This window comes from Streptomyces sp. DG2A-72 (assembly GCF_030499575.1).
Lineage (GTDB): Bacteria > Actinomycetota > Actinomycetes > Streptomycetales > Streptomycetaceae > Streptomyces.
Window position 1 is genome coordinate 9,645,873 of record NZ_JASTLC010000001.1, and the last position, 17,665, is coordinate 9,663,537.

At 68.1% G+C, this 17,665-nt stretch carries 22 protein-coding genes and 3 pseudogenes; 11 read left to right on the forward strand and 14 right to left on the reverse strand.

The genetic code is table 11. The features are described 5' to 3' along the window. Positions 1-4: 4 nt before the first annotated feature. The 4 genes from QQY66_RS45600 (at position 5) to QQY66_RS45615 (ending at position 4,026) form a co-directional block, all read left to right on the forward strand. A complete protein-coding gene (locus QQY66_RS45600; RefSeq protein ID WP_301986363.1) occupies positions 5-919 on the forward strand; it encodes a DUF3626 domain-containing protein in 915 nt (304 codons plus the stop codon). Between the two features lie 439 nt (positions 920-1,358). Beyond that, positions 1,359-2,339 (forward strand): phosphotransferase family protein, encoded by a 981-nt coding sequence (locus QQY66_RS45605; protein ID WP_301987715.1) that lies wholly within the window; start codon positions 1,359-1,361, stop codon positions 2,337-2,339. Positions 2,340-2,451: 112 nt separating this feature from the next. Next, positions 2,452-3,756 (forward strand): ROK family protein, encoded by a 1,305-nt coding sequence (locus tag QQY66_RS45610; RefSeq protein ID WP_301986364.1) that lies wholly within the window; start codon positions 2,452-2,454, stop codon positions 3,754-3,756. A gap of 48 nt (positions 3,757-3,804) precedes the next feature. Further along, positions 3,805-4,026 carry a hypothetical protein gene (locus QQY66_RS45615; RefSeq protein ID WP_301986365.1) on the forward strand — a complete coding sequence of 74 codons (222 nt, stop codon included), beginning with the start codon at positions 3,805-3,807 and terminating at the stop codon, positions 4,024-4,026. A gap of 182 nt (positions 4,027-4,208) precedes the next feature. On the opposite strand, the pseudogene QQY66_RS45620 reads toward QQY66_RS45615, so the two are convergent. Further along, positions 4,209-4,995 (reverse strand): annotated as a pseudogene (locus QQY66_RS45620) (SDR family NAD(P)-dependent oxidoreductase). Between the two features lie 236 nt (positions 4,996-5,231). Beyond that, a pseudogene (locus tag QQY66_RS45625) lies at positions 5,232-5,948 on the reverse strand (PHP domain-containing protein); the annotation flags it as partial. Positions 5,949-6,288: 340 nt separating this feature from the next. On the opposite strand from QQY66_RS45625, the gene QQY66_RS45630 reads away from it, so the two are divergent. Together QQY66_RS45630 and QQY66_RS45635 are read left to right on the forward strand one after the other, a co-directional pair. Continuing rightward, positions 6,289-6,513, forward strand: coding sequence for a hypothetical protein (locus QQY66_RS45630; protein WP_301986366.1), 225 nt, complete (start codon positions 6,289-6,291; stop codon positions 6,511-6,513). A gap of 52 nt (positions 6,514-6,565) precedes the next feature. Continuing rightward, positions 6,566-6,763: a hypothetical protein gene (locus tag QQY66_RS45635; protein WP_301986367.1), complete on the forward strand. Its 198-nt coding sequence runs from the start codon at positions 6,566-6,568 to the stop codon at positions 6,761-6,763. A 186-nt stretch (positions 6,764-6,949) separates the two neighbouring features. Here QQY66_RS45635 and QQY66_RS45640 read toward each other — a convergent pair whose 3' ends face one another. Both QQY66_RS45640 and QQY66_RS45645 read right to left on the reverse strand, forming a co-directional pair. Beyond that, positions 6,950-7,186, reverse strand: coding sequence for a hypothetical protein (locus QQY66_RS45640; RefSeq protein WP_301986368.1), 237 nt, complete (start codon positions 7,184-7,186; stop codon positions 6,950-6,952). After that, positions 7,186-7,395: a hypothetical protein gene (locus QQY66_RS45645; RefSeq protein ID WP_301986369.1), complete on the reverse strand. Its 210-nt coding sequence runs from the start codon at positions 7,393-7,395 to the stop codon at positions 7,186-7,188. Before QQY66_RS45645 ends, QQY66_RS45640 begins: the two co-directional genes overlap by 1 nt. 194 nt (positions 7,396-7,589) lie before the next feature. Here QQY66_RS45645 and QQY66_RS45650 point away from each other — a divergent pair, with 194 nt between their 5' ends. The 3 genes from QQY66_RS45650 to QQY66_RS45660 are packed head-to-tail and all read left to right on the forward strand — an operon-like array spanning position 7,590 to position 9,225. Next, on the forward strand, positions 7,590-7,850 hold the full coding sequence (locus tag QQY66_RS45650; RefSeq protein ID WP_301986370.1) for a hypothetical protein: 261 nt from the start codon (positions 7,590-7,592) through the stop codon (positions 7,848-7,850). Further along, on the forward strand, positions 7,822-8,349 hold the full coding sequence (locus tag QQY66_RS45655) for a DUF6879 family protein (RefSeq protein WP_301986371.1): 528 nt from the start codon (positions 7,822-7,824) through the stop codon (positions 8,347-8,349). The genes QQY66_RS45650 and QQY66_RS45655 overlap by 29 nt, the downstream gene beginning before the upstream one ends. Positions 8,350-8,373: 24 nt before the next feature. Beyond that, entirely contained in the window at positions 8,374-9,225 is an 852-nt protein-coding gene (locus tag QQY66_RS45660) for a helix-turn-helix transcriptional regulator (protein WP_301986372.1), read from the forward strand. Positions 9,226-9,447: 222 nt separating this feature from the next. On the opposite strand, the gene QQY66_RS45665 is transcribed toward QQY66_RS45660, so the two are convergent. The 10 genes and pseudogenes from QQY66_RS45665 to QQY66_RS45710 all read right to left on the reverse strand — a co-directional run. After that, positions 9,448-9,735 carry a hypothetical protein gene (locus QQY66_RS45665; RefSeq protein WP_301986373.1) on the reverse strand — a complete coding sequence of 96 codons (288 nt, stop codon included), beginning with the start codon at positions 9,733-9,735 and terminating at the stop codon, positions 9,448-9,450. A gap of 172 nt (positions 9,736-9,907) precedes the next feature. Next, positions 9,908-10,138: a hypothetical protein gene (locus QQY66_RS45670; RefSeq protein WP_301986374.1), complete on the reverse strand. Its 231-nt coding sequence runs from the start codon at positions 10,136-10,138 to the stop codon at positions 9,908-9,910. A 216-nt stretch (positions 10,139-10,354) separates the two neighbouring features. Next, positions 10,355-10,999 carry an HK97 family phage prohead protease gene (locus QQY66_RS45675; protein ID WP_301986375.1) on the reverse strand — a complete coding sequence of 215 codons (645 nt, stop codon included), beginning with the start codon at positions 10,997-10,999 and terminating at the stop codon, positions 10,355-10,357. A 9-nt stretch (positions 11,000-11,008) separates the two neighbouring features. Continuing rightward, positions 11,009-11,785: a phage major capsid protein gene (locus tag QQY66_RS45680; protein ID WP_301986376.1), complete on the reverse strand. Its 777-nt coding sequence runs from the start codon at positions 11,783-11,785 to the stop codon at positions 11,009-11,011. Positions 11,786-12,167: 382 nt separating this feature from the next. Beyond that, the gene (locus QQY66_RS45685; RefSeq protein ID WP_301986377.1) at positions 12,168-13,268 is read right to left on the reverse strand and encodes an AAA family ATPase; all 1,101 of its coding nucleotides are present in this window, start codon (positions 13,266-13,268) and stop codon (positions 12,168-12,170) included. A 42-nt stretch (positions 13,269-13,310) separates the two neighbouring features. Then, positions 13,311-13,664 carry a hypothetical protein gene (locus tag QQY66_RS45690; RefSeq protein WP_301986378.1) on the reverse strand — a complete coding sequence of 118 codons (354 nt, stop codon included), beginning with the start codon at positions 13,662-13,664 and terminating at the stop codon, positions 13,311-13,313. Then, positions 13,661-13,789 carry a hypothetical protein gene (locus QQY66_RS45695; RefSeq protein WP_301986379.1) on the reverse strand — a complete coding sequence of 43 codons (129 nt, stop codon included), beginning with the start codon at positions 13,787-13,789 and terminating at the stop codon, positions 13,661-13,663. The genes QQY66_RS45690 and QQY66_RS45695 overlap by 4 nt, the downstream gene beginning before the upstream one ends. After that, positions 13,779-13,988: a helix-turn-helix domain-containing protein gene (locus tag QQY66_RS45700; protein ID WP_301986380.1), complete on the reverse strand. Its 210-nt coding sequence runs from the start codon at positions 13,986-13,988 to the stop codon at positions 13,779-13,781. The genes QQY66_RS45695 and QQY66_RS45700 overlap by 11 nt, the downstream gene beginning before the upstream one ends. A gap of 426 nt (positions 13,989-14,414) precedes the next feature. Then, positions 14,415-16,031 (reverse strand): recombinase family protein, encoded by a 1,617-nt coding sequence (locus QQY66_RS45705; RefSeq protein WP_301986381.1) that lies wholly within the window; start codon positions 16,029-16,031, stop codon positions 14,415-14,417. 46 nt (positions 16,032-16,077) lie between these two features. Beyond that, positions 16,078-16,410, reverse strand: a pseudogene (locus QQY66_RS45710) (histidinol phosphatase); the annotation flags it as partial. Positions 16,411-16,528: 118 nt separating this feature from the next. On the opposite strand from QQY66_RS45710, the gene QQY66_RS45715 reads away from it, so the two are divergent. Together QQY66_RS45715 and QQY66_RS45720 are read left to right on the forward strand one after the other, a co-directional pair. Continuing rightward, positions 16,529-16,765, forward strand: a complete 237-nt coding sequence (locus QQY66_RS45715; protein ID WP_301986382.1) for a hypothetical protein — start codon at positions 16,529-16,531, stop codon at positions 16,763-16,765. A 195-nt stretch (positions 16,766-16,960) separates the two neighbouring features. Beyond that, positions 16,961-17,611, forward strand: a complete 651-nt coding sequence (locus tag QQY66_RS45720) for a hypothetical protein (RefSeq protein ID WP_301986383.1) — start codon at positions 16,961-16,963, stop codon at positions 17,609-17,611. Positions 17,612-17,665: the final 54 nt, after the last annotated feature.

Below are 17,665 nucleotides of genomic sequence, written 5' to 3' on the forward strand. Positions count from 1 at the left end.
GCCAGTGGATTTCCGGGACGTCGGGTCACCGCGGGCGCGGGCGGCGCTGGGGCATGTGGCGGGCCGTTCTGCCGGTCCGGCCGTCGACCGGGACCTGCGCATCACGCTCAACTTCCACCCGGACCGGCTGGTCGGCGGGGTCCCCATCCTCGATGCGCTGGCCCGGGACGGCATGTACCACTCGCAGTTCGTCACGGGCGTGAGCAACGGCGGCCTCACCGCACATCCCGGCGGCGACCGCTGGCGCTGGGAGCGCCGGATCTTCGGCGGGGCGTACGACGACGCCGACCCGCGGGACCGGCCCGTGTACGGCGCTCTGAACTTCCGGCGCCAAGTGGTCGGCGCGGCCCCACGGTTCGGGTCCTCGCACTTCCGGCTGACCGGCGCGACGCTCGCCCGCGCCACCTTCTGCTACCCCGACAGCGCGGCCGAGCCCGCCGACTTCGGTGTGGCCGCCGGTATGTCCCTGATCGCCCTGGCGGAGGCGGACCGGCAAGACGCGCTCAACGACTACATCGAGGCGCAGGTCCACGGCGGCGTCGTCCTCGCCCGGGACGTGGAGGCGCTCGTCCTGGACGCGAGCTACCGGGGCACCGCGGTCGAGGCGGCGGCCCGCGCGCTGCCCTTCCCGCTCGAATGGCACCGCGGCTACCGGCTCACCGCGGCCGAGTTGCGCAGCCACGCGGACTACCGCGGCCCCGCCTACGCCGACCTGGGCGCCCGGATCGCCGAGGAGGGCCGCCTCGACCCGCGGATCATCGGAAACGCGGCCCGCACGGGACACCACGAACTCCAGCACCTGAAAATGGTGTGGCACACCCTCGCCCGCTTCGGCGCCCCGGAGGGAGCCGGTACAGCCTGTTCCGGCACGGCCGGCGCCGGCGGCCACACCCCGGGGGTGAGGACGCCCAGCGCATAGGCGCGGGCGACCAGTTCCGCGCGGTTCGCCGCGTTCATGTTCTCCCCGGCGCCGCTCACCGGGTCCGCCGCCGGCTCTTCGTACGAACCTCCTGCATCTTCACCCGGCAACAGGATGCGCCGACTGCGCGACATCGTGGACGGCTCGCAGGTGGGCGACCAGTCGGGGCGGGGCGTCCAGCCGCGCCAGCAGCTCGGCGGCCTCGTGGGGGAGCCCCATGAAGATGCGTACTCAAGCCCTCTTGCCCGTTCTTGACCGCGGCGACAGTTCGCGGACGGCGCCGGGCGTGCGGGGTGCGTTCCGTACTCTGTACCGGGAACGCGCACCGGACGCCGACGTGGTGGTTGCCGAGCGGTGGCTCAACGGGCCGATGGACGAGGGGCGTTACGTCGGGGACGCGTATGCCGCAGGGTGGTCGAAGGGGAGGGGTGGGCGCACGGTGGTGGACTCATGGGAGCGGGCGCGAAACGTCCTGGAGGCGGCGGAGATCCCGCCCGACCGCCTCGCTCGCCTCCGCCCGCTGCACGGCGGCACGTACAACACGGTCGAGGAACTCCGGCTCACCGACGGCACCCGTTACGTGCTGAAGATCCCACCCGCGGAGACCACGCCCGGCCTGCGGCACGAGCGTGAACTCCTCGTCTCCGAGGCGGAGTTCTACGACGGGGCCGCCAAGGCGGACGTATCGGCGCCGCGCGTCGTGGCGGTCGGCGGGGACGCGGGCGTACGTCATCTGCTGATGACCGCCTGCCCGGGCGACCCGTGGGACGATGCGCTCACCGACGCCGAACGGGTCGCCCTGCGCGCGGAGTTGGGCCGTCAGGTGGCCCGGCTCCACCGGGTGACGGGCTCCGGCTTCGGCTACCCGTCCGGCGCCCTGGGCCCCCTCGTCGGCGACTGGCGGACGGCCTTCACCGGCATGCTCGACGCCGTACTCGACGACGCCCGCGACTACCGCGCCCGGCTGCCCCGTCCCGCCGACGAGGTGGCCCGCACCCTCCGGGCCGCCTACCCCGCCCTCGACGAGGTCGCCGTCCCGTACCTCGTCCACTTCGACCTCTGGCAGGGCAACATCCTGGTGGACCGCTCGACGGGGGCGGCCCGTATCGGCGGCCTCATCGACGGGGAGCGGATGTTCTGGGGCGACCCGCTGGCCGACTTCGTCTCCCTGGCGCTGCTGGGTGACATCGAGAAGGACGAGGACTTCCTGGCGGGCTACCGGGAGGCCGGAGGCCGCGCCGTCTTCGACACTCCGGCCCGCCTACGTCTGGCCCTCTACCGCAGCTACCTCTACCTGATCATGATCACCGAGACGGTCCCACGGGCGACGGGCGAGGAGCGCGACGGCTGGGTCCAGACCGTGGTCGCGCCCGAACTCCTCCTCGCCCTCGACGAGATCCAGGAGCTGGCTCCTCGCTGACCCGGCGAGAATCCTCCTTAATTCAGTCCATGAACTAAGGGGTCGAAGAAGGGTGCGCCGAACCGGTCCGCGAAGGTATGTTGCAGGTCGGGCAGGGTTCGAAGGGAGCCACATGACGGCGCGGAACGGGCGCACGGTACGCGACCTCAGACGGGGCAACCGTACGGCCGTACTGCAACGGCTGTACTTCGACGGACCCCTCAGCCGCTTCGAACTCGGCCCGGCGACCGGGCTCAGCTCCGGCTCCGTCAGCAACGTCGTCGCCGACCTGGTCGCCGACGGCCTGCTGGAGGAGGCCGGCAGCGTCGACTCCGACGGTGGCCGCCCGCGCACCCTGCTGCGCGTGGCGCCCGGCAGCGGTCACATGATCGGTGTGGACGTCGGCGAAACCCGGGTCCGCATCGAGCTGTTCGACCTCACCCTCACCGAACTCGCCCGCACCGAACGCCCGTTGACCCATCAGGGCTACGACGTCGAGGTCATCGTCGGTCACATTCGCGACGGCATCACCGAGGTGCTCGCCACCGCCGAGATCGTGCCGGAACAGCTGCTGGGCGTCGGCATCGGCGTCCCCGGCATCGTCGAACACACCCCGGACCGCGGCGCCGTGGTCCACGGGCAGACCATCGGCTGGGACGCGGTCCCCCTCGAAGCGCTGCTCCGTGACGGCTCCCCCCTGCCCGACACCGTCCCGTACTTCATCGACAACGGCGCCAAGACCCTGGGCCAGGCCGAGATGTGGTTCGGCGCCGGACGCGGCGCCCGCAACGCGGTCGTCGTGCTCTTCGGCTCGGGCGTGGGCGCCTGCCTGGTCACGCCCGAGGCGGAGTACGGGCGGGCGGTGGAGTGGGGCCATCTGACGGTACGGGTCAGGGGGCGCCGCTGCCGGTGCGGTGCGCTCGGCTGCCTGGAGGCGTACGCCGGCGCGGAGTCGCTGCTCGAGCGGTGGGGTGAGCAGGGCGGGCGCCCGCCGGAGGACACCGATGAGGAGACAGCGCTGACGGCGATGCTGGCCGCCGCCTATCCCGCCGAGGGCGGTGCGGCCGACCCGGTGGCGCTCGCCGTCCTGGAGGAGACCGCCGAGTACCTGGGCGCCGGCCTGTCCGACCTGATCAACCTCTTCCAGCCCGAGCGCATCCTCATCGGCGGCTGGGCCGGGCTCCAGCTCGGCGCGCGGTTCCTGCCCGCCGTACGGCGCCATGCCGTGTCGTACGCGCTGCGCCACCCGGCCGAGCGGGTCACGATCGACCTCGGCAGGCTGGGCCCCGACGCGGTCACCGTCGGCGCCGCGATCCTGCCGCTCGCCGACTTCTTCGCCCGCGGCGGACGGCGCGCCGAGCCCGCACCCGAGGGCCCGGTGCCCGCCTGGCGTGCGGCGCTTCGGGAGCGGGCTCCCGACTTGAGGTTTCGCCGGTGACCGGCGGAGGTACTCGGGGGCGCTCGCACCACGCGAAGGGAGGACGCCATGGCCGACGACCGACGCGAAGGTCCCGTGCCGCGGGATCTGCAGGACCAGCAGGCCGACACGGGCGACGACCCGTGGGAGGTGCCGCCCGAGAACGCGACCGACGACTCCGACGAGGCCGAGGTCCCCGACACCGACGAGGCGGGCACCGGCCGCCAGGGCTCCCCGCAGTCGGCCGGCGTCCACCCCGAACAGCCGGTACCGGACGAGCCCTCCGGGTGACCGCAGCGCGCCGTGCGCACGTTCCGCGCGGGCACTGCGGGCGCCTGCCCTCGCGCCATACGCACTCGGCAATGCGACCGCTGATCCACAGGCGGACCCGCTGTCGCATTCGGCATGAGCCAGGCACAGGTGAGCGGTCGGCAGTCCGGCGGCGCGGCCTGGAGCCTGTCCGACTGGGGGCCCTACGCTGCGAGCGGGTTCACGCCGGTCAGCTTCACCGACAGTTCCCACAGCCGCGCCGCCTCCTCGGGGTCCCGTGCCCAGTCCTTGACGCCCGCGAACTCGCCGTCGGCCGGAGCGGGCTCGGCGATGTCGCAGTCCTCCAGATACACGCCGCCCATTCCGGCCAGCTGGGGCGAGGTCGCCGCCCACACCTGAGTGGCTGCGCCCTGCTCGGGCGTCTTGAAGCCCTCGGGGTTCAGCGGGTTGCCGTCCTCGTCGATCCAGCCGCGCTCGACCATCTCCTGCTTCGGCAGGTGGCGCTTGGGCGGTGTGAGGATGCCGCCCGGGTGCAGCGAGAAGGCCCGTACGCCGCGCTCCCGGCCGAGCCGGTCGAGGTGCGCCGGGAACAGGACGTTCGCCGTCTTGGCCTGCCCGTATGCCGGCCACTTGTCGTAGCCGTCGTGCCAGTGGGGGTCGTCCCAGCGGATCCCGGAGTAGTGGTGGCCGCGCGACGAGACCGAGACGACGCGGGCGCTCCCAGCACCGCTCGGCGAAGCCGCGCACGCTGTCCAGGTCGCCGAGGTCCATCTCGTCCACCTCGACGCCGTCGACACCGGTGAGGGCCTCCCGTGCGATGGCCGGACGGCGGGCGGGTACGACGACCCGGGCGCCGGCCTCGGTGAGCGCGCGGGTCGTCTCCAGGCCGAGGCCCGAGTAGCCGCCGGTGACGATCGCGAGCTTCCCGGTCAGGTCGATGCCCTGGAGAACGTCGTCCGCGGTGCTCGTGGCACCGAAACCCGAGCGCAATGCGGAACGAACCGGGCAAAAGGAAAGCCCCGACCGGACGGGGGAATCACGGTCGGGGCGGCCAAAGGGTGGGCACGGATGGCGGTCGCCTCTCGGCGAAAAGCTCCACAGGGCTTCAGCCGAACGATCGTCCCTGTGGGCAAAAGGTGAGGCCCGGGGACACTGTCCCATCCGCACCCACGGTCTGTTCAACGGGGAACCACCTTAGGGTGTTCCGGTGTCCGCGGTGATCTGGGTCACCGGGGAAGTCGGCGCTCCCCGGCCCAGGTCAGCAGGTCGTCCACCGGCCAGGTGGTGACCACCCGTTCCGCGGGCACCCCGCACTGCTCCGCCCGGGCGCAGCCGAGGATCTGCCAGTCCAGCTGGCCCGGTGCGTGCGCGTCGGTGTCGATCGAGAACAGCACGTCCGCCTCCACGGCCCGGCGCAGCAGCCGCCGCGGCGGGTCGAGCCGCTCCGGACGACTGTTGATCTCCAGCGCCGTACCCGTCTCGGCGCACGCGGCGAACACCTCGTCCGCATCGAACCGCGACTCCGGCCGCGGGTCGCTGTCACCCCGCCCGATGATCAGCCGTCCCGTGCAGTGCCCGAGAATGTCCGACAGCGGATTGCGTACGGCGGCCACCATGCGGCGCGTCATGGCGCGGGCGTCCATCCGGAGCTTGGAGTGCGCCGACACCACCACGACGTCGAGCCGGTCCAGCAGCTCCGGCTCCTGGTCCAGCGAGCCGTCCTCGAGGATGTCGCATTCGATGCCGGTGAGCAGCCGGAACGGCGCCCACTGCTCGTTCAGCTCCGCCACCACGTCCAACTGCGCACGCAACCGATCGGCGGACAGGCCACGAGCCACGGTCAGCCGGGGCGAGTGATCGGTCAGGACCGCCCACTCATGGCCGAGCCGTGCCGCGGTCCGGCCCATCTCCCTGATCGAACTGCCGCCGTCCGACCAGTCGGATTCTTAGATCGACTCCCAGCCTACTCCGAGGCCTGCAGCAGTAGGACCAGTACTTATCCCGTGTCCTGGGCTATCTGCGGCGATGCCGCAAGAGCCCGGCTGACCTGGGCAGATGAGTCACCGTTGGTTCAGGTCGATTCCGGTCGTTTCTGGGTGTCATGAGTCCCGGGCGTGTCCTTAGAGGGGCGGAGCGTCTTGCCCAGCAGGCAAACTCGCCAGCGGATTGCCCCCGATGCAAAACCACTCCCAAATTGCCTCAAGTCAAGGGTTGCGCGGGCCAGTTGGGACACTGGTCGAGGTGTAGATTGGGACATACAACCGCAAAGGAGGTGTGATCGCTATGCACACGCCCGCGAAAGGCCCGCAGCTGTACGACATCCGGCACGCCTTCGACACGCTGAAGGAGTACGGCGGGCTAGAACGCCTGCGCAATCACCTGGATGGAATGGCCGGTGCGGACGACTCCCCGGTCCTGCCGGACTACCTCGCCGACCAGTTCTATGAGTGGAGCGGAGCACGCCCGACCACTATCGCCGACGCTGCGAAGATCCTCCGCGACAGCTAAAAGGGGGCGCTCCTTCTCGACAGGGCTGTGATCACCATGGGGAGTGACAGACATGGGAATGAATTTCGACCACCTGGACGTCCATGTGACTCCGGAAGACATCGAGGCCGCCAAGGTCATGGGCGCTACCCCCAATGAGGTCATGGAGGCGGCGATCCATACCGCCTTGGACCGTGAAGGAATCCCGCGCGAAGGGCGCAGGGTCAAAGTGACAGGAAAGAACATCGAAATCTCCTACCAGGCAAGGTGAGCCGCACGGGGACGAAAGGCTGGTCCCAGAAACGACAACGTCTGCCCCCGCCACGACGGGCCTCTTTTTCGCGGTCAGCTCCACACGACGAAGCCGCACCGGCCGCACGTCCAGCGCACGAGCCTCCCGGCCCCGGTGCCGACCATGGTGCCGCCGCACCATCGACGGCAGGGAAGCGCGACCGGGCTACTCAACGGGCTCGGGCTCGGCCGGAGCCTGCATAGCCTCGGCCATCCGCTCGGCCACGTCTGCGCGGACCATGCCCAGGTGCACGTAGGCCGTGCCACTGTGGGTCACCATCGGGCGCACGCTGCCCCAGACGCTCTCAGGGAGCCCGAGACCGGCGAGGGCCTCCCGGATGGCCTCCGACGCGGCGGAGGCCGCCTTACGACCGTCTCGGTAGGTCTGCATGTCCATCGGCATCAGTGCACTCCCGAGGCGTGATCGCGGACCTCGGTGGCATGCCTGGCGGCCTGGGTGATGTCGCCCTTGCGCTTCGCGGCGTTGAGCTGTCTCCAGTTGGCCGCGCACACCTTGCAGCCGGGAACCGGTACGCAGTCCAGTAGCCACGCTTCGAAGCCCACGGGCAGCGCTACAGGCGGTTCCTGTGTCGTCTTGTGCTTCGTGGCCATGGCTGCTCCCCGACTTGGCTGTACTCCGTGTCCCGCACGCTAGGGACGTGGGACCTGACGCCTCAAGCGATGTTCACGAATGTTCAGGCCCGCATATTTGCCCTAGCCACTGGCTACTTGGTGGCCTTGACTTGACCTCCATGCCAGGCAAGAGTTGCGAACATTGGTGCACGACGGAGGAGTTGGAGGAAGCCATGGCTCTACAGTTCATCGGCATCGACCCGAACACGGGAGAAGGGGAGAGCCCCACCGTGTGGGCCGACCAGGAGCGAGGGGAACTCGTCTTCCAGGGCTGGAAGGCCGGGCCCGAACTTGAGGCTGAGTGCGCGGACTTCAAGGTCCCCGGTCACGCGAAGGGCATCCCGGAGCATGAGGCAGTGATCCGGATCCCGGCCAGGATGGTGCAGATCGTCAGGGAGGCATGCGATGCCATCGAGCGTCCCCACCTGGGATGAACTACTTGGCTCGGCGAGCCGGTCCGCTGTCCACTTGGAGATGCGCGATTCCTACGCGGTGGACTACGAGACGGGACCGTTCGCCGACTGGCGGGCCGGTGTCCACCTCGACCCTGAGGACCGCGAGTCATGGTGGCGGCCCTGGCACTCCCTGATCACGGACACGGTCGCCCGAGGCGTTGTTGTACGACGCGCCCGGATCGTGTCGGAGCCGGTGAGCGAGTACACCCGGTTCCTGTACGACGGCACGTTCAAGAACATCGTGGCCGGTGAGCAGGTCCGGTGGCTGCCCAGACGGCGGGCTTCCGACATCGCGTTGCCAGGGAACGATTACTGGCTGATCGACGACCGCCTGATCCGATGGAATCACTTCACAGGTGACGGCGCGTCGGCTGGCGGGGAGATCAGCGAGGACCCGGCCGCCGCGAAGCTCTGCGCCGACGCCTTCGAGGCGGTCTGGGAGCGAGCAGTCCCGCACGAGAACTACAAGATCAGCTAGCGCGAGGGTTGACCAGGCCAGCTCATGCCCATCTCCCCATCCTCCGCCGCCCAGGCCGCGCGAAACGGTGTCGCACAACGGCTGCGAGAACTGCGTGCCGAGGCGGGGCTCACGGGCACTGAGCTGGCCGCCCGCTGCGGCTGGACGCACCCCAAGACGTCCAGGATCGAGAACGCCCGCACCCCGCCGTCCCCCGACGACATCCGGCGATGGTGCCAGGTATGCGGCGCGGACGACCAGGCGGCCGACATCATCGCCCAGTCGCACAACGCCGAGTCGATGTACGTCGAGTGGCGCCGACAGCTCCGCTCCGGCCTGAAGCAGCTCCAGAACAGCTACGTGCCGCTGTTCCAGGCAACCAGCATCTTCCGCGTGTACTCCGCCACGCTCGTACCCGGCCTGTTGCAGACCGAGGGTTACGCCACGGGCCTGATGACGCTGATCGCGGGCTTCCGGGAGATCCCCAACGACGTCGCGGAAGCCGTCGCCGCCCGCCTCGAACGCTCTCGGGTCGTGCACGAGCAGGGGCGGCGGTTCGTCCTGGTCGTCGAGGAGTCCGCCCTGCACCACCAGGTCGCCGATGCTGACTCCATGGCCGCACAGCTCGGCTACCTGCTGACCGCTGGGGCGCTCCCCGCCGTGTCCCTGGGCGTGATCCCGAAGGCCACGCCTTCGCGGACGATCTGGCCCATGGAGACCTTCCACGCGTACGACGACACGCTCGTGTCCGTCGAGCTGATGTCGGCCCGCGTCACCGTCACGCAGCCCAGCGACATCGCCCTGTACCTGGGAGCCTTCGAGCAGCTTCGCGGCATGGCCGTGTACGGCGCCGACGCGCGCGCACTGATCGTCAAGGCCATCGACGCACTCGGCTAGGGAAATTTTCAAGCGGGGAGGGAAACGCGGGAGAGCCGGGGTCGACCGCCCGCTCAACCGTCACGTCGACACCCCGCCCCCCGGGGGGCACTGGCACAATGCCTCGCCATGGATGGGGAGATTGTGAGCGCGGTGGCCGGATTGGCGGGCGCTGCGCTGGGCATGGTCGGTGGGTACATCGGCGGTCGGGCTCAGGCGCGAGGCACGGTCGAGGGGGTGGAGCTACAGCTCGCTGGCCAGCAAGCAGAGGTGTCCCGGCAGGCCGAACTGGATGCTTGTGCTCTGTTCGTTGATACCTGCAATCGCGGGCTGCTCACGTTGGGTCACCTGCGGAGCATCGCCGAACTTGACGATGACCAAGTACAGACGCTGAGCACCTACGGCGTCGGCTCGCGCGACGAGCTTCTGCGGGAGCTGCGAGGCATACAGGACGAATGTCTCTTGCGGCAGACCACACTCTTTCTCCGAGTGCCAGCAACCTTCGCGGAAGAAGCCATAGCAGTTCGCCAAGCCTTTATGTCGGCTTCGGATGGAATGATGCGATGGTGCGCAGCGCTAATAGGCAGAACTGAGGACCAACAGGAATGGCGTCGAGAAGCTCTAACAAGGCTATCGATGTATGGACGATTGTTGACGAGGTTCAGCACTGATGCACAGAAGCGCTACTCGTCGAACCGTCGAGCTACTTGAGCAACGCCATGATTGCTACCAACAGGCTCAGGATTGCGGCGAGTTCTGCTGCCATCGTGAGCCACGCACGACGATCGACGCCATCGTCGCCGGTCTGCCCAGCCGTGGTGGCGCGAGCCCGTGCGTGACGGACGAGTAACCGGATTCCACGGAACAACGCAAAGCTGAAAGCAACGACGGCCACGACGAAGATCAAGCAGACAGCGATGATGACGAATTCCACACGCGCCCCTGGCTGAGACAGATCAAGACGAAGATCGTCGCGCGATATCGCAGCTCGATCCTCCGTGCATCGTTCCAGCTACGTGGTCCGGCGTGGCCCCCATTCGTCGCTGCGCACCCCTGAAGGGGTGAATCGCGGGCCTTGCGGGAACGAGTGCTCCTTCCACAGCGTTGCGTCGTGCCGTTGCCGTGGAAGGAGTCTCGGCGCGAGGGGGGCTTACAGGGCAAGCCCCAGGCGAAGAAGGAGCCCGCGCAGATACGTCGCCCGTTCGCCAGGAGTGAGACTCCCGAGGAGAGCAGACCGGACACCGACCGACGTGGACTCATAGGCGGGTGTCAGCACGGGCCCCGCCTCGAAGAGATCCACCGCCTGCAAGGTGCGCAGGACGTCCTCGCCCCGGTAGGCCATGTCGATGGCGCGGTCGACGTCGAGGGCACGGCCCTTGCTGTCCACCCACGATTCCCGACGGACCCGGAAGGCGAAGCTCATGCCGGAGATGGCCCCGGCGGCGACGGCTTCGCGGACGGCTTCGGCGGAGTCGGAGGTGAAGAGACGGGCCTCGACGTACAGCCCGTGCGTGTCCTCCCGAGTGACCGTCATAGCCCCGATCGGCAGGGTGCCCACCTTCGGATCCCGCCCATGGTTGTACTGGATCTTCGGAGTCCGACGGGTGAGGCTTTCGGCGAACGCCCCCGGTGCTACTTGCTCCCTGAACTGAACGCCCAACTCTCGTACGAGAGTTGGCGTGTTCCAGGTAGCGGCGTATCCCGCGAGGGTGCGCCCATCGCCGGCCGGGTCGGTGACCTGGTCGGCGAGGCGCTCCTCGACACCCCCCGTCTGAAACAGTTGTGTCGCTGTCATCCCGTCACCTCACGCCGTGGTGGCGACGTTGAGCAGACGGAACGCCTGGGGCACGACGACGTCGCTTCCGGTACGGAAGGTGAGGAACGCGTGTCGCTGTGCCGTCGGCCGCCGGTTTGCGCCGTAGGCGGGCAGGATCTCCAGTGTGGCCCCGATACGGTCGACGATGACGAACTGCTGGAAGTTGCCGTACAGGAGCGCGTAGTTGGTTGCGGTCGCGGCCGGGTTGATCGAGCCGTCCATGTTCGACAGTTCCGTCCAGCGCTTGCCGATGAACTGCGGCGGGTCGTTGCGCAGCTCCGGGAACTTCAGCGAGCCGTTCGCCGTCTCCATCTGCCGGAACGTGTTCGCCGTGGCGATGTGCGACACGAACTGAGCGTTGGCGGAGAAGCGCGGCCCCAGTGAGTTCACGAGGTTGTACGGGTCGGCGGAAGCCAGGGCTTCGGTGCCCGCTCCGGCGACGACACTGCCGGGCACGGCGGCGACGGCGGTGATGACACCCTTCGGCTGCCCCGTGCCCGTCCCCGTCGTGTAGGCGGTGGCCTGGAGCTGGTCAGCCGCGTCCATGATGACCATGCGGAGCTGGCCGAGGAAGTCGATGGCGTCCATGCCGACCTCGTACGAGTACAGGACATCGACGTCGCCCATGTGCACCGGAATGCTCGGGTCGTCGAGTTCGACCTCCGCGGCGGAGGCTTCGGCGTGCTCGGCCTTCCACTCGGCCGTGGTCCCAGCGCTGGTTACGCCCTGCCACGCATTCGTAGTTCGGGCTCGTCCAGATCTCATCGAAGGCCCCGGCCATAGCCTTCGTGATCGCCTCCACATATTTCAGCAGAAGCGGATTGATGTCGTTGTCCATGATGCTCTCGCTCGTCCTCTCTCATAGCTTGGAAGTGGTCGTGTTACGACTTCGCGGCGGACCACGGTTACGGTGTCTGCGACTACGCCCATAAGGCGAGTGGTCATCGGCGTCGGCGTCGGCGACGGTTTCGGTGTCAGTGAAGGTGTCGGTTTCGGTGAAGGTCGCCGCTCCTGGTGGCATGCAATCCCTTCGGTTGTCCCGGTTCTTGTCCCTGTCCCGCCGTTAAAGAACGGCGGGACGGGAGAGGCTGGGCGGAAGGATGAGGGACTAGCTGAGACTCGTGAGACTCGGCTTAGTTTCCCGGCCCTAGGGAATGGCGTATCGTGGTCGGTTTCGCGTTCCGAGGTTGGTGACTGCGCCCCGGCTGACCAGCGCATTGAGGCATCGGTAGAACGTGCTCTTAGGAACTTCGCTGGCTTCCAGCAACTGCGGGCCGGTGGCGCTGGTAGTCCCGAAGGAGTCCCGCAGGGTTTCGAGGATCGTCGTTTCTGATGCCGTGTTAGTCCCACGGCCCCGGGCCTCCAGAACGACCGATTCCCCGACCGGACGAAACCGCAAAAACATCGTTTCGAACGGTTCGGCGTCCTTCTGCTTCTCGCACTGGACGTCGACACATTGGCCGTCCTTGCTGATCTTGATGATGCTGGTCGCGGCCCCCTCGAAGGCAGACGCGCCGCGCAGGTCGAGCCCGCTCTTTCCGGAGTGGTGAACCATGAGCACGCAGGCACCGGATGCCTGACGGATCTGGTCGGCGGCCTGCACCACCTTGGACATCTCACCGTTCGAGTTCTCGTCGGCACCGACCGTTACGCGGGCCTGGGTGTCGAGCACTACCAGAGACGGTGCCAAGTCGACGACAAGCGCGAGGAACGCCTGTCGGTCGACACCGTTCAGCAGCTGTACGGCCATGGGCAGGAACATGACGCCCTCCATGGCCACGCCGAACGCCCTCTCCCATGCCCGAACCCGGCGGCGGACACCAGAGGCGCCCTCGGCCACGAGGTAGAGCACCGGGCCGCGGGAGACCTCCCTGACCTGCCAGGGCATCCCGTTGGCGACACAGCCGGCCCAGTCGAGTGCCACTAGAGACTTTGCCGCCCCCGGCTTCCCGTAGAGCCAGGCGAGCGAGTCGCGATAGAGGACACCGTCGATGAGCGCCACCGGGTCGGGGATGCCGTCGAGGGCGCCCGTGTCGACACATGCCGCCCGTAGTTCAGCGAGCCGTACCTGCGTCGGATTTTGCGGGTCGTTCCGAGCGATTTCCTCGTCAGCCGCATCGAAGCCGCCCGCAGGCGGAGGACATAGCTTGATGAGCTGGTCGCGCGGGCCCTGTTCGCCCAGTTTGGATGCCGGGAGCGCCGCGTAAACGGCGCCCCAAACACTAGGGTCTATCGTTGCGTGATTCATGATCTCTTTTGAGTTGTTTTGCTTGTGGGGTGGCCAGCGCATTCATCGCCGCATTCGCTGCTGGTCGTACAGGGGAACAGTGCCCTGCTGCGCCAGCAATCCCGGCTTGGTGAAGCTGGCCTTTTCGGCGGACTCGGCGCAGACGCGTACGGTCCATTCGAGAACGCCGCTGCGGACCATGCCGGGGTCGGTGCCGTAACGCTCGCTGCACATGTTCTCCACGATGATCGCGGCTTCCTTCATGGGCACACCGAGCTTGTGGAGTCCGGCTATGAGGAATTCCGCCTCGCCCCGGAAAGCGATGCCGGTGTCGGTGGGAGTGCCGCACACGATGCAGGTACCGCGGTAGTCGCCCTGGAGGCCGGGAGTTGGGCGGAAGGCAGAGGGGATCTTCATTGCGCGTCTTCTTTCTTGCGTGTCCTGGTGCCGAGTCTCAGTAGGGCGACGATGCGGCGAAGTTGACCGTCGTCGATTTCGAGTTTGCGCAGCGGGTTCGCCGCGTCGTCTTGCTTACGCGTCATCGCGGAAGAAGCGGCTCACGGGAACATCGAGGATGTCCGCGAGTTGGCAGAGCCGTGCCATCGTCGGCGTCGCCTGCCCGCGCTCGTAGGAGTGCACCGACGCCCAGGCTGTTTCGAGCTGGCGGGCTAGGGCTGATTTAGTGATACCACGCTCACAACGTGCATCGCGCAGGTCGTCGGGTGAGAAGCGGAGTGCCATTGCGTACTCCCTATGCAGTTATGTGTGTACGTGTCCTGCGAAATCTCGAAGACTCGTATGTTGATGCCTCTACGAGAATGGCACGGGTTCTGCTACTGACACCCCTAGGTCACACATCGCCGGGGCTCTATGAGCACCTTTAGACCCCCGTAGGCCCTCAGGAACGCCCAGAAATCGCGCCGGTGTGGCACCTGACCTCGCCGAACGTCAGGAGTCCGGGGCGTCGTCCTCGTGGAAGATGCTCGTCGCGCTCGTCGATCATTCTGTGCGGCGCGTGAACTCGTGGGGCTCGTCGCTCGCCTTGATGATGGGGGTGGCTTCCTGACCTGGTCGACGACGTTGCGTGGGCCATCTCTCTGGCGTTGTTGTCATCGAAGTGCTCGATCTCGGTCTAGCGGCCCACCATCGGGCAGGTGAGGCCGTTGCTTAGGTATGCGCGTGTTCCGCCACGGTCCGCTCCATTTCCGAGATGCCCTCGGAGAGGGTCTGCAACATGGCGGCCCGTGCCATGGCGTCGAAGTCCTCGCTCGCGGGCATACCCGACGCGGCGTCCTGGGCGTAGGTGAGTACGTCGCGGGGCGTGATCACGAAGGCTTCGTGATAGCCCTTGGGGTGGCCGAGCAGATAAATCCGCATTCCCAACTGCCGGAGGAATGGCCCTCGTTCCGTCCAGCCGTCCAGAGCTGCCCAATGCTCGGAGAACGTCTTGCCGGTCCCGACCTCCTCCCAGTGCGGAGGGATGACCGGCTCCTTGCGCAGCTCCTCGGCGTTCGCCGCGTACTGCTCCATGGTGGCGACCAGAGCGGCGCGTACCGCCGCCGACGATGTCTGGGCAACGGACTGCGCGAGGTGGTTGATGGCGGTCTCCAACTCGGCGAGGCGCTGCCGGTTGTCGGAGCCGGGTATGTAGCGGCGTTGCTGGACTTCTTCAGCCCCCAACTTGCCGAGGAAGACCTTCTCGACCATGGCCAGGGTCTCCTCGCGGGGCCAATACGCCTTGAACGGGCATTCCATGCCGCTCGATACCGACCCGCAGCGGAAGTGCGAGCGGCGGCCGGTGTCCCTGCGCCGCGGCGCCTCGTGCAGCTTGCGCCCGCAGCCGCAGTAGAGCACGCCGTTGATCGGCGACACGTCCCCCCGCCCGCCCGGGTGGCGTCGAGTGAGGACGTCCAGCGCTCCCTGAAGGCGGTCGAACTCCTCGTCGCTGAGCAGGGGCTCGGCCCAGCGCACCGGCAGACCGTCCCTGAGTAGTGGCTTGCCCCCGTGCATCGCAATGCCCTTCAAGGCCGGAGAGCGCAGGAACTTCGTCAACGCCGTACCCGCCCAACGGCGGCGCCTCTCGGGCACCCTGCCGGACGCGATGAGCTGATGGTCACGGGAGGTGGCGATGCCGCGCAGCTCCCAGTCCGCCGCGAGCATTCGCATCGACCAGCCCTCCTCCGCAATCCTCCGGTACGCCTCCCGCACCAGCGGAGCGGTGATCGGGTCGGGCGCCAGCCGGTAGCGGGTCTTGCCGTCACGGATGAACGCCTCAGCCCGGTATCCGAAGGGCCAGCTGCCTCCCGGCCAGAGGTCTTCCTGCCGGTAGTAGGCGCGCTGGTTCGTGCGCTTCTTGACCAGAGCCTGGCGGTACTCCATCGCCACGGTGGCCCGCACATAGGCGATCATGCGGCCGGTGGGGGTGTGGATGTCCAGTGCCGGGTCGTTCAGGCAGATGATCTCCTTGCCGCCCTGGTGGCACCGCTCGGCGAACAGCTCCCACGCGTGCTGGTCCCGGGTGAGCCGGTCCAGATCGGTGACCATGATCACCTTCCAGGACTCCCACAGGGGTGAACGCATCCAGGGCCCGAGCTTCGGCCGGTCAGCGGGATCGACGGCCCCGGACACGTCGGGGTCCTCAACGTTGCCCACCACCGTCACGGCCATGTTGGCGACGGCGTGAGTCAGATCCTCCTCTTGCCGCTCCAAGCTGGAGGATGCTTCGTTAGTCCGGGACAGTCGCCGTACGAGCAGCGTCGGGCTTCCCGGCTCGATGGTGCGCATGGCCGTTCACCTGCAATCGTGCCACGGTCGGAAAGTCGATCACTTTCTCCGACCAGTCGGAGTGCAGATGGCAGTCACCGCGCAGCAGCGCCCGCAGCCGTTCACCGCCCTCGCCCTGCGCACCTCCGGCCTCGTCCTCCAGCTTCTGCAGATATCCGGGCACGCCGCCGGCCAGCGCCTCCCGCACCACCTGCGCCGTCTTGGGGCCGACCCCCTTGAGCTTCTCCAGCGACCCGCCGTCCGCCCGCGCGCGCACGTCGTCCTCGGGAAGCTCGGACAGCACCTGGGCGGCGGTGCGGAAGGCGCGTACGCGGTACGTCGGCGCAAGGGACCGCTCCAGCAGGAAGGCGATCCGTTCCAGGGCCTCGACGGGATCCATCGCCACCTCCTCCTCCAGGGTTGCCCAGTGCCGGAGGGAGCGCGACCGGTCGTTTCGCCCCGTTTCAAGGGTGGCTCATATGGTTCGCGATGGCCGGATCCGCTCTACGCTCTATTGCATGACCGAAGCTGCGAGCCCCTATATCTCCCACCCGCGGATCATGGTGCTCAGGGTGCAGCCGGGCACGCCCCCGTTCCGCATCGTGGAGATCGACGGAGAGGTGGTCGGTGAGGCGAAGACCGTCACCGACGTGCTCCAGGCAGCCGCCGCCTGGGGCATCACGGTCCACGACCTGGACGATCCGGACGTGATCCGCTGGGTCGGCGGCGACAAGTTCACCTGGCGAATGCACTAGAAGCGCGACCTCGTGCGCGCCCGACGCGGTAGCTGGGGGTGGGGGGCACCTGTGCCACGCCTGTGTCGGTGCCTCCCTCTACGGTTTGCGCATAACTCCTGAGATGCGGGACCGGTTACGTCCCTTCCGTGACGAGGCGATCGCGCGGGGCATACCCGCTGGCGACGTAGAGCGATGGTTGGCCACCGCCCGCCCTTGCGCGACGCTGACACGGGACGGGGACAGGCCGGTCGTGGGCCACTTCGGCGGTCCGGCCACCTGCTGCTGATCGCCTTCCCCGAGACCGCCGACGATCCCGAAACCATGGGCAGTGTGGTGTACGTCCCCGTCGGCTCGGCCGTGGTGGAACGGGACAGGCACGCTTGGAACTCCCTCGACATCGAGGATGACGAGGCGATGTTCGAGGCGTTCCCGCAGGGCCCGCTGCGTGTGACGGCTCAGGTGTCGCTGCCCCACCACAGCGCGGTCGAACTCCTCGGCGAGCCGGGGAACGGGCCGCTTCCCGGGCATCCCCGCTCCGAGGAACTCGTCGCGGTCTGGAAGAGCCTCCGTGACGACATCGCCCGCGAGGGGCCGCTGCAGCTCGGGGGATACGCCGATGAGGAGGCCGTCTACACCGCCCCGGTCGCCGTTGCCGTGACCAGGGCCGTGAAAGCGGCGGAAGCGGGCCGGTGGGACGGACCGGTTTCGGGTGACGTCTCGGACTGGGTGCTCCTGGCCGACTGGCAGGCCGGTATGGACGTGCCGGGCTGGGAGAGCGCCACCGTCCACTGGGTGATCCAGCGCGAGGACCTGACCGCGCGGCGCTTCGACCGCGCGTTCACCTCGGTCTTCTGGAACCCCTGACCTGCCGAGGCCGGGACCTGTTCGTCAGGCCGAACGAGTAGTCGACGAACGAGA

Coding starts and splice junctions, on each gene's coding strand:
- QQY66_RS45685 (WP_301986377.1), bottom strand. CDS start 13,268: ATGAATCACGCAACGATAGACCCTAGTGTTTGGGGCGCCGTTTACGCG.
- QQY66_RS45695 (WP_301986379.1), bottom strand. CDS start 13,789: ATGACGCGTAAGCAAGACGACGCGGCGAACCCGCTGCGCAAACTCGAA.
- QQY66_RS45615 (WP_301986365.1), top strand. CDS start 3,805: ATGGCCGACGACCGACGCGAAGGTCCCGTGCCGCGGGATCTGCAGGAC.
- QQY66_RS45700 (WP_301986380.1), bottom strand. CDS start 13,988: ATGGCACTCCGCTTCTCACCCGACGACCTGCGCGATGCACGTTGTGAG.
- QQY66_RS45675 (WP_301986375.1), bottom strand. CDS start 10,999: ATGACAGCGACACAACTGTTTCAGACGGGGGGTGTCGAGGAGCGCCTC.
- QQY66_RS45650 (WP_301986370.1), top strand. CDS start 7,590: ATGGCTCTACAGTTCATCGGCATCGACCCGAACACGGGAGAAGGGGAG.
- QQY66_RS45635 (WP_301986367.1), top strand. CDS start 6,566: ATGGGAATGAATTTCGACCACCTGGACGTCCATGTGACTCCGGAAGAC.
- QQY66_RS45680 (WP_301986376.1), bottom strand. CDS start 11,785: ATGAGATCTGGACGAGCCCGAACTACGAATGCGTGGCAGGGCGTAACC.
- QQY66_RS45690 (WP_301986378.1), bottom strand. CDS start 13,664: ATGAAGATCCCCTCTGCCTTCCGCCCAACTCCCGGCCTCCAGGGCGAC.
- QQY66_RS45705 (WP_301986381.1), bottom strand. CDS start 16,031: ATGCGCACCATCGAGCCGGGAAGCCCGACGCTGCTCGTACGGCGACTG.
- QQY66_RS45640 (WP_301986368.1), bottom strand. CDS start 7,186: ATGCCGATGGACATGCAGACCTACCGAGACGGTCGTAAGGCGGCCTCC.
- QQY66_RS45715 (WP_301986382.1), top strand. CDS start 16,529: ATGACCGAAGCTGCGAGCCCCTATATCTCCCACCCGCGGATCATGGTG.
- QQY66_RS45655 (WP_301986371.1), top strand. CDS start 7,822: ATGCCATCGAGCGTCCCCACCTGGGATGAACTACTTGGCTCGGCGAGC.
- QQY66_RS45660 (WP_301986372.1), top strand. CDS start 8,374: ATGCCCATCTCCCCATCCTCCGCCGCCCAGGCCGCGCGAAACGGTGTC.
- QQY66_RS45645 (WP_301986369.1), bottom strand. CDS start 7,395: ATGGCCACGAAGCACAAGACGACACAGGAACCGCCTGTAGCGCTGCCC.
- QQY66_RS45610 (WP_301986364.1), top strand. CDS start 2,452: ATGACGGCGCGGAACGGGCGCACGGTACGCGACCTCAGACGGGGCAAC.
- QQY66_RS45630 (WP_301986366.1), top strand. CDS start 6,289: ATGCACACGCCCGCGAAAGGCCCGCAGCTGTACGACATCCGGCACGCC.